Genomic DNA, 17109 nt, shown 5'->3' on the forward strand with positions numbered 1-17109 from the left:
CCTGAACGAGCATCTGTTCCGGAGCCTGCCGGCGGCCCGGACCATCATCGAGGCGTGGCGGGTCGACTACAACACCTGCCGCCCGCACACGAGCCTCGGCGGGCTCACCCCGAACGCGTTTGCAACCCGGTCCAAACAGGACTAGAACCAGAACGGACTCTGGTTATGAGCGGGGGCAAACAGGGGGCAAGGTCAGACGGCCCAGGGCAAGAGTTTAGCCCATGCATACAAGGAGGCGGAGATCTCCGAGCAGAGCTATTACCGCTGGCGCAAGGAGTACGGCGGCCATCCTTCAGACGCTCATCAACGTCGAAAGAAACCGGGCTGACCGCGCATCGCAGCACCTCACAGGCCGACGATGCCATCACATCACGAAACCCCTCAAACCGCGAGGTTTTTGGATGTGCCCAGTCGTAGCTAGAAACAGAGCCGACGCGCGTTAAAATCTATTAATAATGGTTTCATAGCTTTTTGCATCTCAATGAAATCAGCAAATTTCAGATTATTTGATAATATACATATTATATTATGATAAGTCTTCGGTAATAATCAACCAATATCGCTACTTGAAAAGTTGTTCAATTCATAACGTTATTCTCGATCTCCTTGATCTGGTTTGGAGTAAGACATTTAAACTTTTTTAATTGCATGAATGCCGCTGCGTATTGCGCGGGAAATTTTTTTCTAGCCTTCTCTACCGCTTCATACACATCTAAAACGTACTCTGAGTTGTCGTACAATTCTACGCGACCAGTCAGAAAAAGTATTTCTGCCGCCTTCTTAGTATCCACTTCTTTCGAACTAGACATACGGATAACTTCGTCCGAAAGCTTGTTGGAGTCATCCACAGATAAATTTCCATTAGAAGCCTTGGTTTGACGCATACAAATGTCTTTGCATGGAGGACAATTTTCTCCAGCGCTTAGAGATCCAATTGCTGCGAACGAAAGCATTAGTATAAGATTCGTTCTCAAAATATGAATTCTCATCTTCGATATTTACTCCCTTCGGTGGCACTCGACAGATTTTTAAATTTCTTAAATGTTTATGTACGCTCCATTACATATGATAAAATTATCATTGCTTCGAGAAAATAAGTATTTCACTTTGACGTGACAAAAAAACTGAATTTGCCTTTTTTATAGGGCCGCTGATATAGGTAAAATCAAGACATGTCAAGCAAGTCGAGAATAGACTTATACGTTTTTCCGGATCAGTAATAATGACAGCTGTCAATCCCGTATCTTGCCCCAGCATTTCTTCCGCTTTCTGGCCCGATTTAAAGACAAGAGTGTATCCTTTAGCCTCCCAATGTCCCCATATTTCGTTATTCGGAGACATTTTTAATACGCATCTCTTTGTATTGCAATCTATGCCTGTTTTTTCTTTAATAGATGATGCATCTTTAATAATTTTACTATTTATACATTCTCTACGTTCAGATCCTGACGAAAATTTAGTTTTACAGTAACTCGGATAATCGGCGAAATCCTCAGCAACCGAAGGCAATAAGCTCATACTTACAAAAACTATGCCAATTAGCATGCTTAGACGATTTACATGCTTGTTTAGTTTGTAATAAACGACTTGGTACATCTACCCATTCCCACTTCGCATCAGCTTTCTTCCATATGCACGCTTAAGTTGTAAGTAATGTTGTTGTGACGGGTTCCTTTTTGATACCGCTGAGCTTAACTCATTCGTGTGCGTGTTCCAAATACCATCCAATTGACAGGTTAAATCAGTGCTGTTTTGTTTTTCTTCGTACGGTATAGCAGTAATCAGAAGATCTATGATACAATCAGCGTCTTGATTCGTTATGAATTTACGCCTACCTTTAGCAATAGGGGCCAAAAAAATTACAATTCTATCTATATTATCTTCAGAACTTACAGCTCCATTGGCAATCAATTCGGATCTTAACGTATTTGCTGCAACACAGATGTTGTTTTTATCTGCAAAACTTTGATTAAAAGGAAATACTGACCATAGCAATACAGCCGTCAGATAGCGATACCTCTTCATATTTATCTCCATTTTGATTTCGCTGAGCATTAAAATCTATAATTATATATAGTGATTTTGTATCACTGTATATAAGTGATGAATTATAGATACTAAAATTTTAAGTCCTTGTCTCGGCAAAGCCCCATTACCTTGGTTCTTGTCTATGACTTATCGCCCTCTGGTAAATTAGTTGCAATGTTATTGCACGCGCGGTTTGTAGCTTATCCAGTCTGCGGGATCCGGCGTATGCAAATTTTCGGTCTATGCCAGCTTGTTTCGCAAAGGCTCTGGACGTCAAGCCGCCCAGGACGGTGTGTGGTCGATCTTCGTTACAGTGTCACTTCCATCCCTTGATGCGCTTGCTGGCATCGACCAGCGATAGGAACCACGAGGCGTTCAAGCACTTCGCCCGTAGGTGACCATTGAACGACTCGATATAGGCGATATCGGTCGATTCTCTGGCTGCGAGAAGTCGATCTCGACCCCGTTCAGGTATGCCCCTGTTCGAGCATGCGGCCGGCAAACTCCAATCCATTGTCCACCTGTAGACTTTTGAGACGACCTCGCAGCCAGACCAAGACGTCGAGCGCCTAGGTCATACGCCGAGAGCCGGCTGGTCTTCATCTTGCCCACGCCGGGCGCCAGGATCGGCACCGTCGTATCGTCGCCATGCAGGGCGTCCGAGCCGGCGATCACCTCCTCGCGGAGCTGATCGATCAGCGGGGCCAGCGCGGCGGCCGTCGCGCCCATTCAGTCGGATATGGTCGAGGTCTGCAACATGACGCCGTCCTGCGCATAGATCTCGGCCTGACGATACAGTGGCACGTGATCGTCGAACTTTGCCACAGCGATATGCGCGAGCAGCCCGGGTCCGGCACGGCTGTGGGCGATGGCGTGGTAAGGCGCCGGAACCTGCACGACGGTCTCGCAGGCGCGATAGGAGAAGGCCTCGCGCAGGTGCCGCACCACCTTGAAGCGGCCCGGCACGTAATCGAGGCTCTCCGTCTCGTCCTCGCCGATCCGGCGCAGGCGACCGCCGCAGGCCGGGCAGGCACAGGGGCTGGAATGAGCGACAATCTCGCGTGACAGATGATTGGGCAAGGGTTGGCACCCCGGCCCCCGGCTTCGAGAACAAGCACAGCCCATGGCCGTCCCACCACAGGATCTTGATCAGCCGCCCCGCACGGCTGCAGAAGACGAAGGCCTAACCGGAGAATGGATCATGGTGCAGGTGGCCCTGGACCAGCGCGGTGAGCCCGTCAAAGCCCTTCCTCATGTCCGTGTAGCCGTTGGAAGGCCACACGCGCGGGCCCGAGGAACGGGGATCATCGATCCAGCAACGCCGCGAGAAGATCTCCCACTAAGGCTAGGGCCACTTTCTGCCGTGACAGGCTCGGCTTCCCACGCCGCGGCCGGGTACGATCAACTCCACAATATGCCCACCGCGGGCGATGCAAGCCGCTTCCTCACGCCTCTGCTGGTCGGCAATCTCAGCGTTGGAGAGACTGTGGCCATTCTGCATGAATATGATTTTTGTGACCATCATGGCGACGATGGTCCCTGCAAGAACCAGGGCAAGGAGCGACTGCCACCCTCCTCCAAATCGGAACTCATCCCACCACCCTTGAGTGCGGGTCCGCCTCATACCAGCCTCTTAAAACCACCGAGCAAGTTGCAAGCATCAAGCCAATTGTCCTCGCGCATTTTTGATAGCCTTCAAAATCCTACTGCAACTAGCTAATATAGTAATTTTGCCAAAATGATCACAATCGATATATCGTCAATCTTTGTGAGCTGTGCCGACGATCAATCTGACAGTGTTGCCCAGCGGCCTCTTCGTCGGACGCGATCTGTACCTGCAGGGCTGCATCGGCCTGACGACGCTGCCTGATGGCCTGTCCGTGGAGGGCAACCTGTCCCTAAGTCGTTGCACCAGCTTGATTGCGCTGCCCGACGGCCTTTCCGTGGGGGGCGACCTGAGCCTGTGGGGGTGCACCAACCTGACGGCGCGGCCTGACGATCTCTCCGTCGGAGGCAACCTGTCCTTGCGGGGCTGTACTGGCCTGACGGTAATCAGACCCAGCCTCTCTGTGGGGGATAATCTCCACCTGGACGGATGTACCAGCTTGACGGCGTTGCCTGCCAGCCTCTCCGTCGGAGGCAATCTCTACTTGGACGGATGTGCCAGCCTGACAGCATTGCCGAACATGTTGCATGTCGCTGCTGACCTGCACCTCAATCATTGCACATCCCTCACCAATTTGCTCAATAATCTCACCGTCTACAGCGGTCTGCATCTCTGTAGTTGTACGGCTCTGACTAACCTACACGATAACCTCGTTGTCTGCCAGGATCTCAATCTACGTGACTGCAGCCGCTTGATGCGATTATCCGACGACCTTGTCGTCGGGGGCGACCTTAACCTTGCCGCCTGCGCTAGTTTGCAGCGTCTGCCCGAAGGCCTGTATATCCCTGGCCGTCTCTACCTAAACGGCTGCAGCGCGCTCTCTACGCTCCCAGAACGACTCTCGGTGGGTGACTGGCTTGACCTACAGGGCACCCAGGTCGCAGCACTCCCGGCCGCAGCCTGGGTCTTAGACCACATCAATGGGGTTTCGCTTACCGACGCGCGCGCTCTCGTATATGGCTTCGTATGCTGGAGACAGTTGTCCCTTATGGCGGCAGCAAACGAACTTAGTTCCAATCGCGAGTATTGATTGCTATTTTGAACAGAGAAAATGATCATACAATGCGCAAAATGTACAGATTACCTATCGCGTCAGTAATGACGCTGTACTTAGCAGGACCAAGTTATGCCTTAGAAGCCGGTAGGTACGAAAACTACGTTCGACACATAATAAAATCCACCGTCAACGGTCGCAATGTCGAAGAAGATTTATTTGATAAGCAGTTGTTATCGTATTGGAATAAAATTATAAAAAAACATAAGTGCTTCACTGTTCAAGGCTTAGACGCGGAACTTTCGATGCATCAAGATAGCAATGTTCACAACATTATCATTCATACCCCCACTGCAACAAAGATTGGATATAAAGTCAGGGCCACATACATTGTGTCTGGCGATAAAATTGATAAAGATTTTTACCTTGTGGAGCAAAGTAATTCGCTAAAAATTTATGACGTATGCGATCATCCGTCTGTGGTTGGTGATCAATGCTACAGATTTATAATTAAAAAAGGGATATGCATGGATTGAAACATGTATATCGAATTATCGCACCGTATCTCAAATCCTCCTTGCATAGCTTTTAGTCCTCTCACGGGGGCGACCAGTGGTGCTGAGGCAGCCGGGTAGACGCCTTAATCTCATGAGCACACCGTGCCGGGTGTGGAACCACCTGTAGGCCGAGGTCCGCGCACAGATCGTCACCCTCGCGCTGGAGGAGCCGGAGCTCAGCCCGCGCGAGCTGGCTGTGCGCTTCACCGACGAGCGGCGCTACTTCGTCTTGGAAGCGACCGTCTACCGCCTGCTCCAAAGCTCAGAACCTGATCACCGGCCCAACCTACATCGTCGTCAAGCCCACGCACGAGTTCCGCGAAAAGACCACCGCGCCCAACCAGCTTTGGCAGACGGACTTCACCCACCTGAAGGTCGTGGGCTGGCGCTGGCACTGCCTGTCGACTGTGCTGGACGACTTCTCACGCACCATCGTGGAGTGGAAGCTGTGTCCGACGATGCAGGCTATCCACGTCACCGCCACGCTCGACCTGGCGCTGGCAGCCGCCGGTCTCAATCATGGGCCGGTGATGTATCGCCCCGGGCTATTCTTTTATCATCTAACTCAAAATTACTGCCGAAGAAAATTGCAAAGATGGAGACCCGATCTGGGCATTTGGGAGCGTATCCAGCGCGAAGAGCATTGACAGGTCTATATGCAGTTTCGCACAGTGCTTGATGAGAGGGGACGGATCTCGGATATGTATAAAATTTTTGCAATCTGCGTGTTGGCTGTGTATACTAATGCAACCGCATCTGCAGATATGTTGGTTATACCTGATGGTGCCATATTGCTAAATATAGAAAAAGATAGTAATTATAAAAAGCAGATACCTCCAAAAAACAACGTAAAATCAAAAGATAATTCCAAAGGTCGAACAGGAGGTAGGCGAAATAAAATAGGAATAAAATCATCTCAAGATAATTGAATATAGAAATTGGCCGTCAAGTTGTAATTACCCAGACACTTGCGCGGGTTGGGTTTTGCTGATTCCTTCGTGGGATGGGGCGCAGCGATCTTGAGCGGCTGAGCCGCGAGGAGCTGATCAATCCTTCGACAGGCTCAGGATGAGGCTGATGCTGCTCGCTCTGATCCCCTAGGCGGGGCGCATCTGGGCGCCACCGTTCCGGACCGCGCTGGTGCCGTCAGAGCGTGCCTGCCGCGGCCGGGGCCGTCGCCACAAGCCGCTGCTCGATGTCGGACGTCAACTCGCTCTGCAGGCCCGCCGCCGGCTGCCGGGGCGCGACCTCGTCCTGGTGGGCGATGGCGGTTTCTCGGCCCTCCTGTTCCTCGATGCGATGCGGCGCGGCGGCATCACGCCGATCACCCGCCTGCGGCTCGACGCAGCCCTTTACGAACCTGCCCCGCCGCGCCCGCCTGGCACGATCGGACGCCCGCGCACCAAAGGCGCACGGCTACCCACACTCGCTGCGCGCCTCGTGGCGAAGGACACGCGCTGGCGCAAGGTGGTGGTACCGGGCTGGTACGGGGCGGGCGAGTGCACGATCGAGATCGCCACGGACACCGCGGTGTGGCGGCACGGGGGCCTGCCCGTCGTGCCGATCCGATGGGTGCTCCTCCGCGATCCCGAGGCGCGCTTCCCGCCCCAGGCCCTGCTCTGCACGGATCCGACACGCGAGCCCGCGCAGATCGTCGGTTAGTTCGTGCGGCGCTGGAGCGTCGAGGTCACCTTCCAGGAAGCGCGTGCCCGTCTGGGCGTCGAGACGCAGCGGCAGTGGTCCGACATGGCGGTTGCCCGCACCACGCCCTGCCTGCTTGCCCTGTTCTCGATCGTCACGCTGTTGGCTGCGCAACTCCCAGCCCACCGGCGGCGACGGATCGCGGCCGCCGCGTGATACCCCAAACCGCGCCCGACCTTCGCCGATGCCCTGGCCGCCGTACGCTGTGCGATCTGGCGTGAGCGGACTTTGGCAACATCACCGCGCCGACGCGCCCGAACAAAACCCCGCTTCCAATTGCCCGCGCCCTGGGCCTATGGCCTCTGCCACGCCGCATGATGGGCCAAAGTCGAGCTAAGAGCCCGTCCGGTGATACCCCTGACTTGTCAAACGAGCTCTTACAATTTGCGATGCAGAGCACCTATAGAGAATATAACGATGGCAAACCGGCGATTGTGAAATTTTACTTGATATAACTAGAAGTTGATTTTCTGTATGTCGACCACCAAACGGTCGCGCCGCTCGCTCCTCCGGCAAGCCCCATTAGCAGATCAGTTATGACCCGATCGTGTGACGCAAATTCGAACCCAGATGAAATGAAGGTTATCAGAAATGCTAATACTGCTCCTAGAATGATTGCAACCCATATATTTTGAACACGTCGCCAGCAAATCAAACTCCAGATCTGGATGCTCATCGCAATAGCGATACTCCAACAAAAAATCATTATAATAAATAGCGCTAAGATGCCAAAAAACGATTCTATTTCACTGTTGGCAGGCGAAGTGATCGCAAACAGCTGCTGATCTCTAAATATGAGTGCGTAAGCGTATACAGAAACAATAGGAATAATCGGATAAATTAGTGCTCCTACTATCGCTCCAGGCAACACGCCCCTTAGCGCATCCCATCCCTTTGGCCCCTTGTGAGTTGGAAGCGGCAAGTGCAACTTTACCGCCAGACGATTACGGAATGATCGCCAAGAAATCTGTAATATAATTACGAAACATACAGCCATAATGAAAGTCATAATTTTTCTCCGGTTGTAAACAAGATACTATATATCATTTAAATACATACATATTGACCTGAACCGTCCGCAAGATTAGCTCACAACATCTCAATGAGCATTAATTTACGTACATTTATCAGTAATTTGGCTATGTTTTTTATTGATATACGTATAATCTATCTAAAATATTGTATGTATAAAATGCTTCGGTTCAAGTTGTGAAGTTTATAGCGATGTGCACATGGGATTATTTATATAGCAACAGGGCTCTAGAGTCGGCAAGCTGCGTCGAGTTGGAATATACGTTCAATAATGCCCCACGCGGCGGGCTCCGCCCGCCGCAGGGAGAAAGGAATTCGTATGTTTGGAGGACGTTCGCGACTCATGGTAACCCGCCTCATTCATAGCTTAGGATGCACGAAAGATGTGCGTCTAGCCTGAACTAGTTCGCTGGATCGGGATCATAGGCTCTAGTAGCCAACGTTGACGATGTATCCCTGCATCAGCTGCCCACGGATCGGGGTTGTGCAAGACAGTCCGACTTTCTGGAAGATTCCCGGACCAGAGAGGCCGTAAGCTGTGTAGCAGCGGTTCCCTATCTGACCACCGCCCTGCATTCCACGAGTGTCCCTATAACCCTGCCCCACACCGTACATCGGCTGAGCATCGGTATAGGCCGGGCCAGCGTTGATGAAGCGCTGAGACTGCTCTGCCTGACGGCGGAATTGGTCCTGCCGTTGCCATACGGTGCCGATACCCGCACCCACCGGACCCGCCGCCACCCCGCCCATGGCAGGGGCCAGCCGGTCGAGAGGGCGACCAATACCGGCATGGAAGGCATCCAGACTATTTGCTGTCTGCTTGTTGATCAAGCCTGCCCGGCAGGCAAGGTCTGCTAGGGCACCCTTGGAGCAGCCAGCCTGGGCGGAGTTTGTGCCGAGGCTCATGGTGACCATAGCGAGGGAAAGGCCGAGCGTAGTGAGCTTGAGCGTCTTCATGGAAGGTCTCCCGTCCCGTCTGGGACTTACCGGACAGCCCCTGTGGCCGTCTTCACGAAAAGACCATCGCTAAATTCCAATCCACCCTGTGTGGCTCAACCTACAATCGGAAGGCGGGCGTCGAGGGTCTGCTGCGCGACAAGACACGTCCGCCCGGGACACCACCCCATTCGACCGAGACGGTCGCCGGGGTGCTGGCGCTGACCTGCTCGGAACCGCCGGGCGAGGTCACGTACCGGACCGGACGGGCCATGGCTCGCGCGGTCGGGATCTCGTTGCGTGCCGTGCAGCGGATCTGGGACGCTCACCGCCTCCAGCCCCATAGGCTGCGCACGTTCAAACGCTCGCGCGACCCCGCCTTGGCCGCCAAGGTCGAAGACGGGATCCCATCGAACCTATTCTATGGGATCCCCGTGTGGTGGGCCTGTACATGGATCCGCCGGCCCAAGCGGTGGCGCTGTCCATCAATGAGAAGAGCCAGATCCAGGCGCTGGAGCAGACTCGCCCCGACCGTCCGCTCGCCTCCGGCCATCCCGCCGCCCAGACCCACGTCTACACACGCCACGGCACCACGACGCTTTTTGCCGCCCTCGACGTCCTGGCCGGCACCGTACTCGGCCGTTGCATGCAGCGCCATCGGAACGGTGAGTTCATCCGGTTCCTCAACGCCATGAGTTATTCCTCCGTCTAGGAAATGCGTGCTCTCCCACTTGAGTCTCGCGGAGTCGCAATTTATGCTACTAACTGAAAAAATTTAGTCGAGGCTCTTTGTCGTGAAATTTGATATACGCGCTATATGCTTGGCGGAGATATTGATTTATCCTTTTTTTAGCTGGCCATCCTCAACTATTCGGCCGGTGAAGACCTCGCATAAGGAGGAAAATTATACAGCGTCGACTAATCAAAAATTTGCTCGAAGTAGAGAGTCGCGCAGCGAGTATAATTGGTATGATCAGTGTAAATCGGAGTCTTAGCAATCCTACTGCTGCTCGATGATACCCTTCGATGTACAAAACTGCATTTGTGATTGAAAATCGGCCGATATTTGGGGTTAGAAATGGTCCTACCATACCTTCGATCGATTATGACAACTCTAATTTTGCTTCTAAATCTGGTATTTTCAATAACTGCATCCGCCCAAGTAGTTAAATCTAATGATTTTTCAACGAATAATGTCATCGATTCCATACCACAATCTGAAACTACATCCGTTGTGCCATTTGTCAACACTGATCGACGTTATGGAATTGACGAAGGTGGCTCATTGCTCAGCTTCTCGGAAGCCGAAATAGCATGGCTCAAGAGTGTAACTGGTTTGATAAAATGCGTTAATCCGAAAACACGCCGTGGCACTATGGCATCCGCGAGTATTATTGAGAATGGTGGTTATATCACAACAGCAGCGCATGTAATTTACCGCGCTAAGGAACTTGGGGCGCTAGACTGCCAATTCGCGCCAGCATCAAATCCCTCGCCTCCCCGCAAGGTTTTAATTAACAGCAGTTCCAACTTTCAAGGATCAAGCTCTAAAAGAGATAAAAACGACGATGATTACGCGGTTTTGGAATTGGCAAATCCCATAAAAGGTATCATTCCAATCGTAAGAGCGCCTCGATCATCGGTCAGCCTCGGCAGTCAAATATATATGGTCTCTGCCTTAGCCATGTATATGAAGAGACAGATAAAGCCTAACGAACCCATTGTTCAGAAGTGCATGGTTCGATCCGTAGACTTGTATAAAGATAATTCCAGCTCTCAGATAACTTATGATTGCATCACTACCCACGGACAATCTGGGTCCGTGGTTCTTCACAGGCGGCCAACGGGTAAACTTGAGGCTGTCGGAATTGCAATACAGTCAAGGACCGAGCACGGTAGAAATGAGGAAAATATAGGCGCTCCTTTTGATAATGAGAAAAACGCTGGTATCGGTGTGTCGATTGATGGAAATCTGGATGTTTATTTCCGAATGATTGATAATATCAATAAAGGTAGTGATATTGGATATCATACTGATTTGACTATCAAACATAGATCCACTGAAATTGATTACCAAACAACATTGCAGATTTCTAATATGATTGGTTCTGCGCTTGGAACCGTCGCTTGTCCTGGCACCGAAAATATCGCACCCTTGAAGGTATTTGCAACCTTGGTAGATCACAATGACCGTATCGTTATGCAGGCGCACCCCCTACTCACAAAAGAGGGTAGGATTCGGCAAGATATCAATAATTGCGAATTTTATAATTATGAAATTCCGACTATAAGAACTAAGCTAAAATTTTTTGATCCTGGAACTGTGTTAGGAACTAGAATTCCTAGAGACGAACCTTTGAGAGATTTTGCCATTGTTAGACTTGCCTCACCTTTAGGCCATGCAAGGCCTTTGAACTCGGCAGAGCAATATCACATCGATTCAGATATAGAAGAGGTGTATATTCCGGCTAACAATGTTATAAATTCTAGCGCGATCCCTCCTGACAACAATTTTACAGTGCGAAAATGCGCTCCGAAACTTGCTCAGCAGGAGTCTATATATAACGGATCGATATTGAGAACTAATTGTGTTTGGATAGCGGATAATGCTGGATCTCCCGTGCTGAGGCTTAAAACGAGTGGCAATGTTGAATTCGTTGGCATCGCGTCGCATCCACCCCCATTCAAGTTTCTAAAAGCGAATATTTCATCCCAAAAGATAACAAATACTGATGTGATTATTTTAAATGGGGATTTTTTCCGTCAGTTTGAGTGGAGCGGGAAACAGCCATAATAATCGTATGGTCCAGGTAGAACACATTACAAAATTTAAAATTTATATCGGTTACTTTATCTTAGGATTAGCGCACGTATCTTCCATATTATATAGAACGTAGACTAATGAAGAATTAGACTCAGGATTTGACAGCTTTGTTTGCGAAGGCTCGGAGTGTCGAGCCGCCCACACGGTCAGGCTAAACGGCAATGATCTACGGAAATCTGCTATGGTCCATAGCTGGGCTTTTCGCTGCCGTAGCGGCGGTATCCATTTTCTGGGCAATCAAAGCTAGTCGCGTGAGGCTATGGCGAGACATGTCGATCGCCTTAGCCGCTGCTCTACCATGTGTACTTATCTGCATAGCATTATTGATCTATGGATCGTACCAACCTACTACCAATATGCGCGCAAACGTTGGCTATCCCCCCAACTGGAGTTGTTTTAATCCGGGTCGAAGTGCAGGCACCATTTGTGGTCGTGATTCAAGAGGTTTCGAATAAGTACACTTTCTATCCTTATTTGGATTTTGATTTAGTATAAATACTAAAGTTAGCTAAAATAAGACAGACTATAGTACCGGATCGGTACGGTGTATGAAATTTCACCGGAGACAATCAGCTTTGTGTGACTTTAATTGCTCTATCCACGTTTTTCTACCTATCTCAGAAGCTGCGCCATCCCTCTCAAGGACAATGGTTGGGTTGGGTAGCGTATTGTACGAACGCGATGCTCCTACGAAGCACTGGCCCGGCCCCCCTAACTAGACGCCGTAATACTGCGAAGAGTTCAGTCGAACCGACCACTTTCCGCCCCAAGCAGTCATCCAGCTGCCTCAACCCTTATATATAGAAAACGACTGTTTTCCCGACGGCACGCAGCTCGCGTAAGGACGTACTATGGGGCAGTTTTTTCAACGCCGAGATCAGCCCGAACGCCAGCCTCCAGATCGACTCCACGATGGTAGTGACCGAACCTCGATCTGTCGGGACTGACGCTTACCAAGTTGCTACATGAGATCGCCCATATTGCCTGGTAGAACGGCTACATCGTCCTGAGTGGCCGCCCCAGTCTAACAAAGATTTTGGAACTTGCTAACGTGTCAACTATGATTTAGAAGACTGCACTGGCTTTTTAATATAGATCAATAGTAAACAGGACTTTTTATGAACACCTCGATAATCAGTCGGTTTGTAATTTCGGCCATTATTTTCCTTATACTCATAGTAATGTACAGCTTTACCAAAACAGGCAGTCATGTAAATCGATTCCGCACATCCGCACCTAATAAAGACGCTATAAAGAACCGCTCTATAGTTTACAATGCCGCCGTTAATATTGGGTAAAATAAAACCGAAAGGGAAATTAAAAATAAATCTCTGACCGCAGATTACCATCTAGACACTTTAGATCTTGCGGAAATATTTGTTGCATTTTGTAGAGAGAGGGAAGTCTCCTACGAGAAATTTGCGAATTTCTATAGAGTAGGTCGTCAAGAAGGACAAGCATTGAGGGACGATTTTGGAAATCTGGTTCAACGTGTTGGCATTCTATCCAAGAAATTTTCGGCGTCTGAACGCTCAAAGTTATTGCGCTCTGGGACGGTAGGAAACCCGACAGAGATTAGAGAAATTCCTGACGTTCTGAACACTGTAGAGGCTGTCGGAAAGATGTTTCGTGTCATCGAAGGTCTTAAGAATGATGACACCGACTGGAAAAAATAAGAATAAATATGTCATAACGTATATTATGTTCCTAACAGGTGCTTGACCTAACTGATCATAGGCGCTTCCCGTTAGCGGGCGTAGGGCTTTCGGCATTGTCTGAGGAGCCACCATCGCGCTCGGCATGCGGATCCTGATGGTCGGCCGACTCGTGCTACTTTGGCTGCGTGGCGCTTTTGCATGTGTGTCCGCAAGGGGATCGATCAGCGGACACTGAGCAGCACGGTAAGCGAAGAGTCGATCCACCTGCACAGCATTCGTCTCAATAGATTGGTACGATAAAAATTGCAGTGAAGGGACCTCATACGTTACATCGGGTCCATGACGCACGTTCTAATCGGCTACGCCCGCTGTTCGACAGACAAGCAGGACCTAGAGGCCCAGCGCCAGGCGCTGATCCAGCTCGGGGTGGCGCCTGATCGCATCTACACCGACAAGGGCTTCACCGGGACGAACCGAGCTCGCCCCGGCCTCGATCAGGCGCTGGCCGCGGTCCGGAGCGGCGACACCCTAGTGGTGCCTAAGCTTGACCGGCTCGCCCGCTCCGTGCCCGACGCACGTGCGATTGGCGACGCACTCGCCATCCGGGGTGTGAAGCTCCAGCTTGGCGCCAGCGTGCATGACCCCACTGACCCGATGGGCAAGCTGTTCTTCGTGACCTTGCCCCCTGTTCTGCCCTCGTTCTGAAGCTAGGGTCCGTCGATGAGGAGACGGACGATGAAGAAGAGCCGGTTCAGCGAAGAGCAGATCATCGGCATCCTCAAGGAGCAGCAGGCCGGGCTTCGGGTGGCTGAGATTTGCCGCCGCCACGGCATCAGCGACGCGACGTTCTACACGTGGCGCTCGCGCTTCGGCGGCATGGAGGTCTCGGACGCGCGCCGCCTGAAGGCGCTCGACGAGGAGAACCGCAAGCTCAAGAAGCTCCTGGCTGAAGCGATGCTCGACGTGGCGACGCTGCGTGAGGCACTGGGAAAAAACTTCTGACGCCCGGCGCACGGAGAACAGCCGTGAGCTGGGCCATCGAGGAGAAGGGCTACTCGCAGCGTCGTGCGTGCGGGCTGATTGGCCTTGAGCCGAAGACGTACCGCTATGCCTCGACGCGAGGTGACGATGCGGCCGTGCGGGTACGCCTGCGCAGCCTGGCCGGCGAGCGTCGCCGACCACAAATAGAAGAGTGGCACCCACGACGTGACATCCAAGCCGATTATTGACCAACCCAATTATAGAAGGCGCTTTAAGCCGATACCCGTAGCCGCATAATTGGTGTTTGGCTGGTCATCTGGGGACCGTCAGGAATTTCGTGTGGGGCGGCCATAGTGGATCCGAAGGAGGTTCCCGATGGCACAACGCAAAGCCCCCCACATCCCTGACGCGCTCCTGGATCAGCTCTTGGCCGGGGCTGACCCCAAGGCGGCGTTCGAGTCTGACGGCCTGCTGGACGCGCTGAAAAAGGCCTTGGCCGAGCGGGCGCTCAACGCCGAGATGGACCACCATCTGGCGGCCGAGGAAGCCGGCAACACGCGCAACGGCTATGGCCGCAAGACCGTGACCACCGAGACTGGCCGGATCGAGCTGGCGATCCCGCGTGACCGGCAGGCGACGTTCGATCCGCAGCTGACTGCCCGCTATCAGTGCCGGTTTCCCGGCTTCGACGATAAGATCGTGTCGATGTACGCCCGCGGCATGAGCACCCGGGAGGTCGTCGGGCACCTGCGCGAGCTGTACGGCATCGAGGTCTCCCCCGACCTGATCAGCGCGGTGACCGACGCGGTGCTGGAGGAAGTCGCCGCCTGGCAAGCCCGGCCGCTGGAGCCGGTCTACCCGATCGTGTTCTTCGACGACCTGCGGATCAAGGTGCGCGACGAGGGTGTGGTCCGGAACAAGGCCGTTCACATCGCGCTCGGCGTGCGCGCCGATGGTTCCAAGGAGATCCTCGGCCTCTGGCTGGAGCAGAACGAGGGCGCCAAGTTCTGGCTGCGGGTCATGAACGAGCTCAGGAACCGCGGCGTCGAGGACGTGCTGCTGGCCGTGGTCGACGGCTTGAAGGGCTTCCCCGACGCGATCCGGGCGGTGTTCCCCGAGGCGCTGGTCCAAACCTGCATCGTCCACCTCCTGCGCCACAGCCTCGACTTCGTCTCCTACAAGGATCGCAAGCTCGTGGCCGCAGCGCTGAAGGAGATTTATCGAGCCCTTGATGCCGCCGCTGGCGAGGCAGCGCTGTCCGCCTTTGAGACGGGCGAGTGGGGCCGGAAGTACCCGGCCATCGCCCCGAGCTGGCGGCGGGCCTGGGGCGAGGTGATCCCGTTCTACGCCTTTCCCGGCGAGGTTCGGCGGATCCTCTACACGACGAACGCCATCGAGGCCCTGAACGCCACGCTCTGCCGGGCCGTGCGCGCCCGCGGACACTTCCCGACCGACGAGGCCGCGCTGAAGCTGCTCTACCTGGTCTTGAACCGCTCCGAGAAGGCGTGGAAGATGGGCCCGCGTGAGTGGGTCATGGCCAAGGCGCAGTTCGCCGTCATCTTCGGCGAGCGCTTCACCCGGGCCATGGCGGCCTGAGGTTCAACCCGCCGCCCACACACGGAATTTCCGATAGTCCCGGTCATCTGTTCTGATCGTCGAATTGAGCCATTCTGACGAGGTGTTGTCTGTCTCACAGTTGGTCGAATTTAGCTGGAGGATGAAGGGGGCGTCGGAGCGGCCACGGTGGCCAGCCCCGAGACGAGACCGCCCAGGCCGACCCGATCCCGGCACATGCCGACGACCGAGCGACGCAAGCGCCGTCCCAACCTCCCAAGGACAGACTATGCGCCCCCTGCTCCTCGCCCTGCCGGCCCTGGCCATCGGCCTCACCGCCGCAGTCCCCGCACAAGCCCAGGGCTACTACGGCTACAGGCCCTACCCGGTCTACCGCCCGGTGATCGTGCCTCCGGTCTACCGCCCGGTGATCGTGCCTCCGGTCTACCAGCCGGTGATCGTGCCCCCGGTCTACCAGCCGGTGATCGTGCCAGCTGATCCCTACTCGGTCTACGAGCCGGCCTCCCCGCCGCCGGTCGTGCGCGAAGAAGAGACCACTACCCAGCGGCGCATCGTGCGGGAATACGCCCCGCAGTGACAGTCGGGCGAGGCTCGGCCTCGCCCTCCTCCTCGCCCCGGTGTGGCTTCCCCCACATCCGACCGCCTCAGTCCGCGCAATAGTCCGGCTGTCAGCACGGTCCCCGCCACCCGATCCAGACAGAAGCTCACCATGGCCACCAGCCGCACAATCCCCCTCGCCCTCGCCGCCATCACCCTCGGCTTGGCTGGCGTTCCCGCCGCTCAAGCCCAGGGCTATCGGCCCGCCCAGGTCGCCGTCGGCGTCCATGTCGATCCAGAGTTCGGCAACGTCGCTGTCGATGTCACCGTCGGCTCGGCCTACCCGTCGCAGCCGGCCTATCCGCCGGTCGTGCGTGAGCAGGTCGATGAGTACCACTCCGAGCGCCACACCACGCGCGAATACGGGCGGTGATCGTCCCTCGCTGATCCCGGAGGGACCAATCCCCTCCGGCTCACCCAGGCCTCCAACAACCGGACGCACTCCATGGACATGATCTACGCTATCCTGCTCAGCGGAATCTCCAGCCTGTGGGTATGTAGCTCCGCCATGCCGCCGGCCTCGTCGTCTCCGGTGACCGACGGGCCCGCCACGAGTGCCC

The 17109-nt window shown here is 53.6% G+C and carries 16 protein-coding genes and 7 pseudogenes; 15 read left to right on the top strand and 8 right to left on the bottom strand.

From position 1 onward, the window contains the following. Window positions 1-145 (top strand): integrase core domain-containing protein (locus AAHG09_RS27645; protein ID WP_342110928.1); only part of this gene is annotated, 145 nt, incomplete at its 5' end. A 48-nt stretch (window positions 146-193) separates the two neighbouring features. Then, a pseudogene (locus AAHG09_RS32000) lies at window positions 194-316 on the top strand (IS3 family transposase); the annotation flags it as partial. A 262-nt stretch (window positions 317-578) separates the two neighbouring features. Here AAHG09_RS32000 and AAHG09_RS27650 read toward each other — a convergent pair. From AAHG09_RS27650 to tnpB, 6 genes and pseudogenes are all read right to left on the bottom strand, one after another. Beyond that, the gene (locus AAHG09_RS27650) at window positions 579-884 is read right to left on the bottom strand and encodes a hypothetical protein (RefSeq protein WP_342110855.1); all 306 of its coding nucleotides are present in this window, start codon (window positions 882-884) and stop codon (window positions 579-581) included. Between the two features lie 193 nt (window positions 885-1077). After that, window positions 1078-1596 carry a hypothetical protein gene (locus AAHG09_RS27655; protein WP_342110857.1) on the bottom strand — a complete coding sequence of 173 codons (519 nt, stop codon included), beginning with the start codon at window positions 1594-1596 and terminating at the stop codon, window positions 1078-1080. Further along, complete coding sequence (locus tag AAHG09_RS27660; protein ID WP_342110858.1) at window positions 1597-2025, bottom strand: hypothetical protein; 429 nt, start codon at window positions 2023-2025, stop codon at window positions 1597-1599. Between the two features lie 229 nt (window positions 2026-2254). Further along, a pseudogene (locus AAHG09_RS27665) lies at window positions 2255-2597 on the bottom strand (integrase core domain-containing protein); the annotation flags it as partial. A gap of 19 nt (window positions 2598-2616) precedes the next feature. Continuing rightward, a pseudogene (locus AAHG09_RS27670) lies at window positions 2617-3153 on the bottom strand (IS66 family transposase); the annotation flags it as partial. Next, window positions 3143-3310, bottom strand: a pseudogene (gene tnpB, locus AAHG09_RS27675) (IS66 family insertion sequence element accessory protein TnpB); the annotation flags it as partial. The pseudogenes AAHG09_RS27670 and tnpB, both read right to left, overlap by 11 nt. Window positions 3311-3803: 493 nt before the next feature. Between tnpB and AAHG09_RS27680 the strand changes: the two are divergent. From AAHG09_RS27680 to AAHG09_RS27705, 6 genes and pseudogenes are all read left to right on the top strand, one after another. Beyond that, entirely contained in the window at window positions 3804-4724 is a 921-nt protein-coding gene (locus AAHG09_RS27680; protein WP_342110860.1) for a disease resistance family protein, read from the top strand. 32 nt (window positions 4725-4756) lie between these two features. Further along, window positions 4757-5224: a hypothetical protein gene (locus AAHG09_RS27685; RefSeq protein ID WP_342110863.1), complete on the top strand. Its 468-nt coding sequence runs from the start codon at window positions 4757-4759 to the stop codon at window positions 5222-5224. Between the two features lie 115 nt (window positions 5225-5339). After that, a pseudogene (locus AAHG09_RS27690) lies at window positions 5340-5793 on the top strand (DDE-type integrase/transposase/recombinase); the annotation flags it as partial. A gap of 108 nt (window positions 5794-5901) precedes the next feature. Then, complete coding sequence (locus tag AAHG09_RS27695; protein ID WP_342110864.1) at window positions 5902-6174, top strand: hypothetical protein; 273 nt, start codon at window positions 5902-5904, stop codon at window positions 6172-6174. 181 nt (window positions 6175-6355) lie between these two features. Continuing rightward, entirely contained in the window at window positions 6356-6907 is a 552-nt protein-coding gene (locus tag AAHG09_RS27700; protein ID WP_412760100.1) for a transposase, read from the top strand. A gap of 3 nt (window positions 6908-6910) precedes the next feature. Next, entirely contained in the window at window positions 6911-7102 is a 192-nt protein-coding gene (locus AAHG09_RS27705) for a hypothetical protein (RefSeq protein WP_342110868.1), read from the top strand. A gap of 286 nt (window positions 7103-7388) precedes the next feature. Here the strand turns inward: AAHG09_RS27705 and AAHG09_RS27710 are convergent, their stop codons facing one another. Both AAHG09_RS27710 and AAHG09_RS27715 read right to left on the bottom strand, forming a co-directional pair. Then, window positions 7389-7955, bottom strand: coding sequence for a hypothetical protein (locus AAHG09_RS27710; RefSeq protein WP_342110870.1), 567 nt, complete (start codon window positions 7953-7955; stop codon window positions 7389-7391). Window positions 7956-8407: 452 nt separating this feature from the next. After that, entirely contained in the window at window positions 8408-8935 is a 528-nt protein-coding gene (locus AAHG09_RS27715; RefSeq protein WP_342110872.1) for a hypothetical protein, read from the bottom strand. 116 nt (window positions 8936-9051) lie between these two features. Here AAHG09_RS27715 and AAHG09_RS27720 point away from each other — a divergent pair. The 7 genes and pseudogenes from AAHG09_RS27720 to AAHG09_RS27750 all read left to right on the top strand — a co-directional run. Further along, window positions 9052-9608, top strand: a pseudogene (locus AAHG09_RS27720) (transposase); the annotation flags it as partial. A 411-nt stretch (window positions 9609-10019) separates the two neighbouring features. Continuing rightward, the gene (locus AAHG09_RS27725; protein ID WP_342110875.1) at window positions 10020-11708 is read left to right on the top strand and encodes a trypsin-like serine peptidase; all 1689 of its coding nucleotides are present in this window, start codon (window positions 10020-10022) and stop codon (window positions 11706-11708) included. 2027 nt (window positions 11709-13735) lie between these two features. Then, on the top strand, window positions 13736-14101 hold the full coding sequence (locus tag AAHG09_RS27730; protein WP_342110877.1) for a recombinase family protein: 366 nt from the start codon (window positions 13736-13738) through the stop codon (window positions 14099-14101). A gap of 30 nt (window positions 14102-14131) precedes the next feature. Next, window positions 14132-14574 (top strand): annotated as a pseudogene (locus AAHG09_RS27735) (transposase); the annotation flags it as partial. 178 nt (window positions 14575-14752) lie between these two features. After that, window positions 14753-15973 carry an IS256 family transposase gene (locus AAHG09_RS27740; protein ID WP_342110879.1) on the top strand — a complete coding sequence of 407 codons (1221 nt, stop codon included), beginning with the start codon at window positions 14753-14755 and terminating at the stop codon, window positions 15971-15973. Between the two features lie 247 nt (window positions 15974-16220). Beyond that, on the top strand, window positions 16221-16529 hold the full coding sequence (locus AAHG09_RS27745) for a hypothetical protein (protein WP_342110881.1): 309 nt from the start codon (window positions 16221-16223) through the stop codon (window positions 16527-16529). A gap of 132 nt (window positions 16530-16661) precedes the next feature. Beyond that, on the top strand, window positions 16662-16922 hold the full coding sequence (locus AAHG09_RS27750; RefSeq protein ID WP_342110883.1) for a hypothetical protein: 261 nt from the start codon (window positions 16662-16664) through the stop codon (window positions 16920-16922). Window positions 16923-17109: the final 187 nt, after the last annotated feature.

The organism is Methylobacterium guangdongense (genome assembly GCF_038442355.1).
In the GTDB taxonomy this organism is placed as follows: domain Bacteria; phylum Pseudomonadota; class Alphaproteobacteria; order Rhizobiales; family Beijerinckiaceae; genus Methylobacterium; species Methylobacterium guangdongense.

Excerpts from the sequence above, each read along its gene's own strand:
- AAHG09_RS27650 (WP_342110855.1), bottom strand. The coding sequence starts at position 884 with ATGCGTCAAACCAAGGCTTCTAATGGAAATTTATCTGTGGATGACTCC.
- AAHG09_RS27655 (WP_342110857.1), bottom strand. The coding sequence starts at position 1,596 with ATGTACCAAGTCGTTTATTACAAACTAAACAAGCATGTAAATCGTCTA.
- AAHG09_RS27660 (WP_342110858.1), bottom strand. The coding sequence starts at position 2,025 with ATGAAGAGGTATCGCTATCTGACGGCTGTATTGCTATGGTCAGTATTT.
- AAHG09_RS27685 (WP_342110863.1), top strand. The coding sequence starts at position 4,757 with ATGCGCAAAATGTACAGATTACCTATCGCGTCAGTAATGACGCTGTAC.
- AAHG09_RS27695 (WP_342110864.1), top strand. The coding sequence starts at position 5,902 with ATGCAGTTTCGCACAGTGCTTGATGAGAGGGGACGGATCTCGGATATG.
- AAHG09_RS27710 (WP_342110870.1), bottom strand. The coding sequence starts at position 7,955 with ATGACTTTCATTATGGCTGTATGTTTCGTAATTATATTACAGATTTCT.
- AAHG09_RS27715 (WP_342110872.1), bottom strand. The coding sequence starts at position 8,935 with ATGAAGACGCTCAAGCTCACTACGCTCGGCCTTTCCCTCGCTATGGTC.
- AAHG09_RS27725 (WP_342110875.1), top strand. The coding sequence starts at position 10,020 with ATGACAACTCTAATTTTGCTTCTAAATCTGGTATTTTCAATAACTGCA.
- AAHG09_RS27730 (WP_342110877.1), top strand. The coding sequence starts at position 13,736 with ATGACGCACGTTCTAATCGGCTACGCCCGCTGTTCGACAGACAAGCAG.
- AAHG09_RS27740 (WP_342110879.1), top strand. The coding sequence starts at position 14,753 with ATGGCACAACGCAAAGCCCCCCACATCCCTGACGCGCTCCTGGATCAG.
- AAHG09_RS27745 (WP_342110881.1), top strand. The coding sequence starts at position 16,221 with ATGCGCCCCCTGCTCCTCGCCCTGCCGGCCCTGGCCATCGGCCTCACC.
- AAHG09_RS27750 (WP_342110883.1), top strand. The coding sequence starts at position 16,662 with ATGGCCACCAGCCGCACAATCCCCCTCGCCCTCGCCGCCATCACCCTC.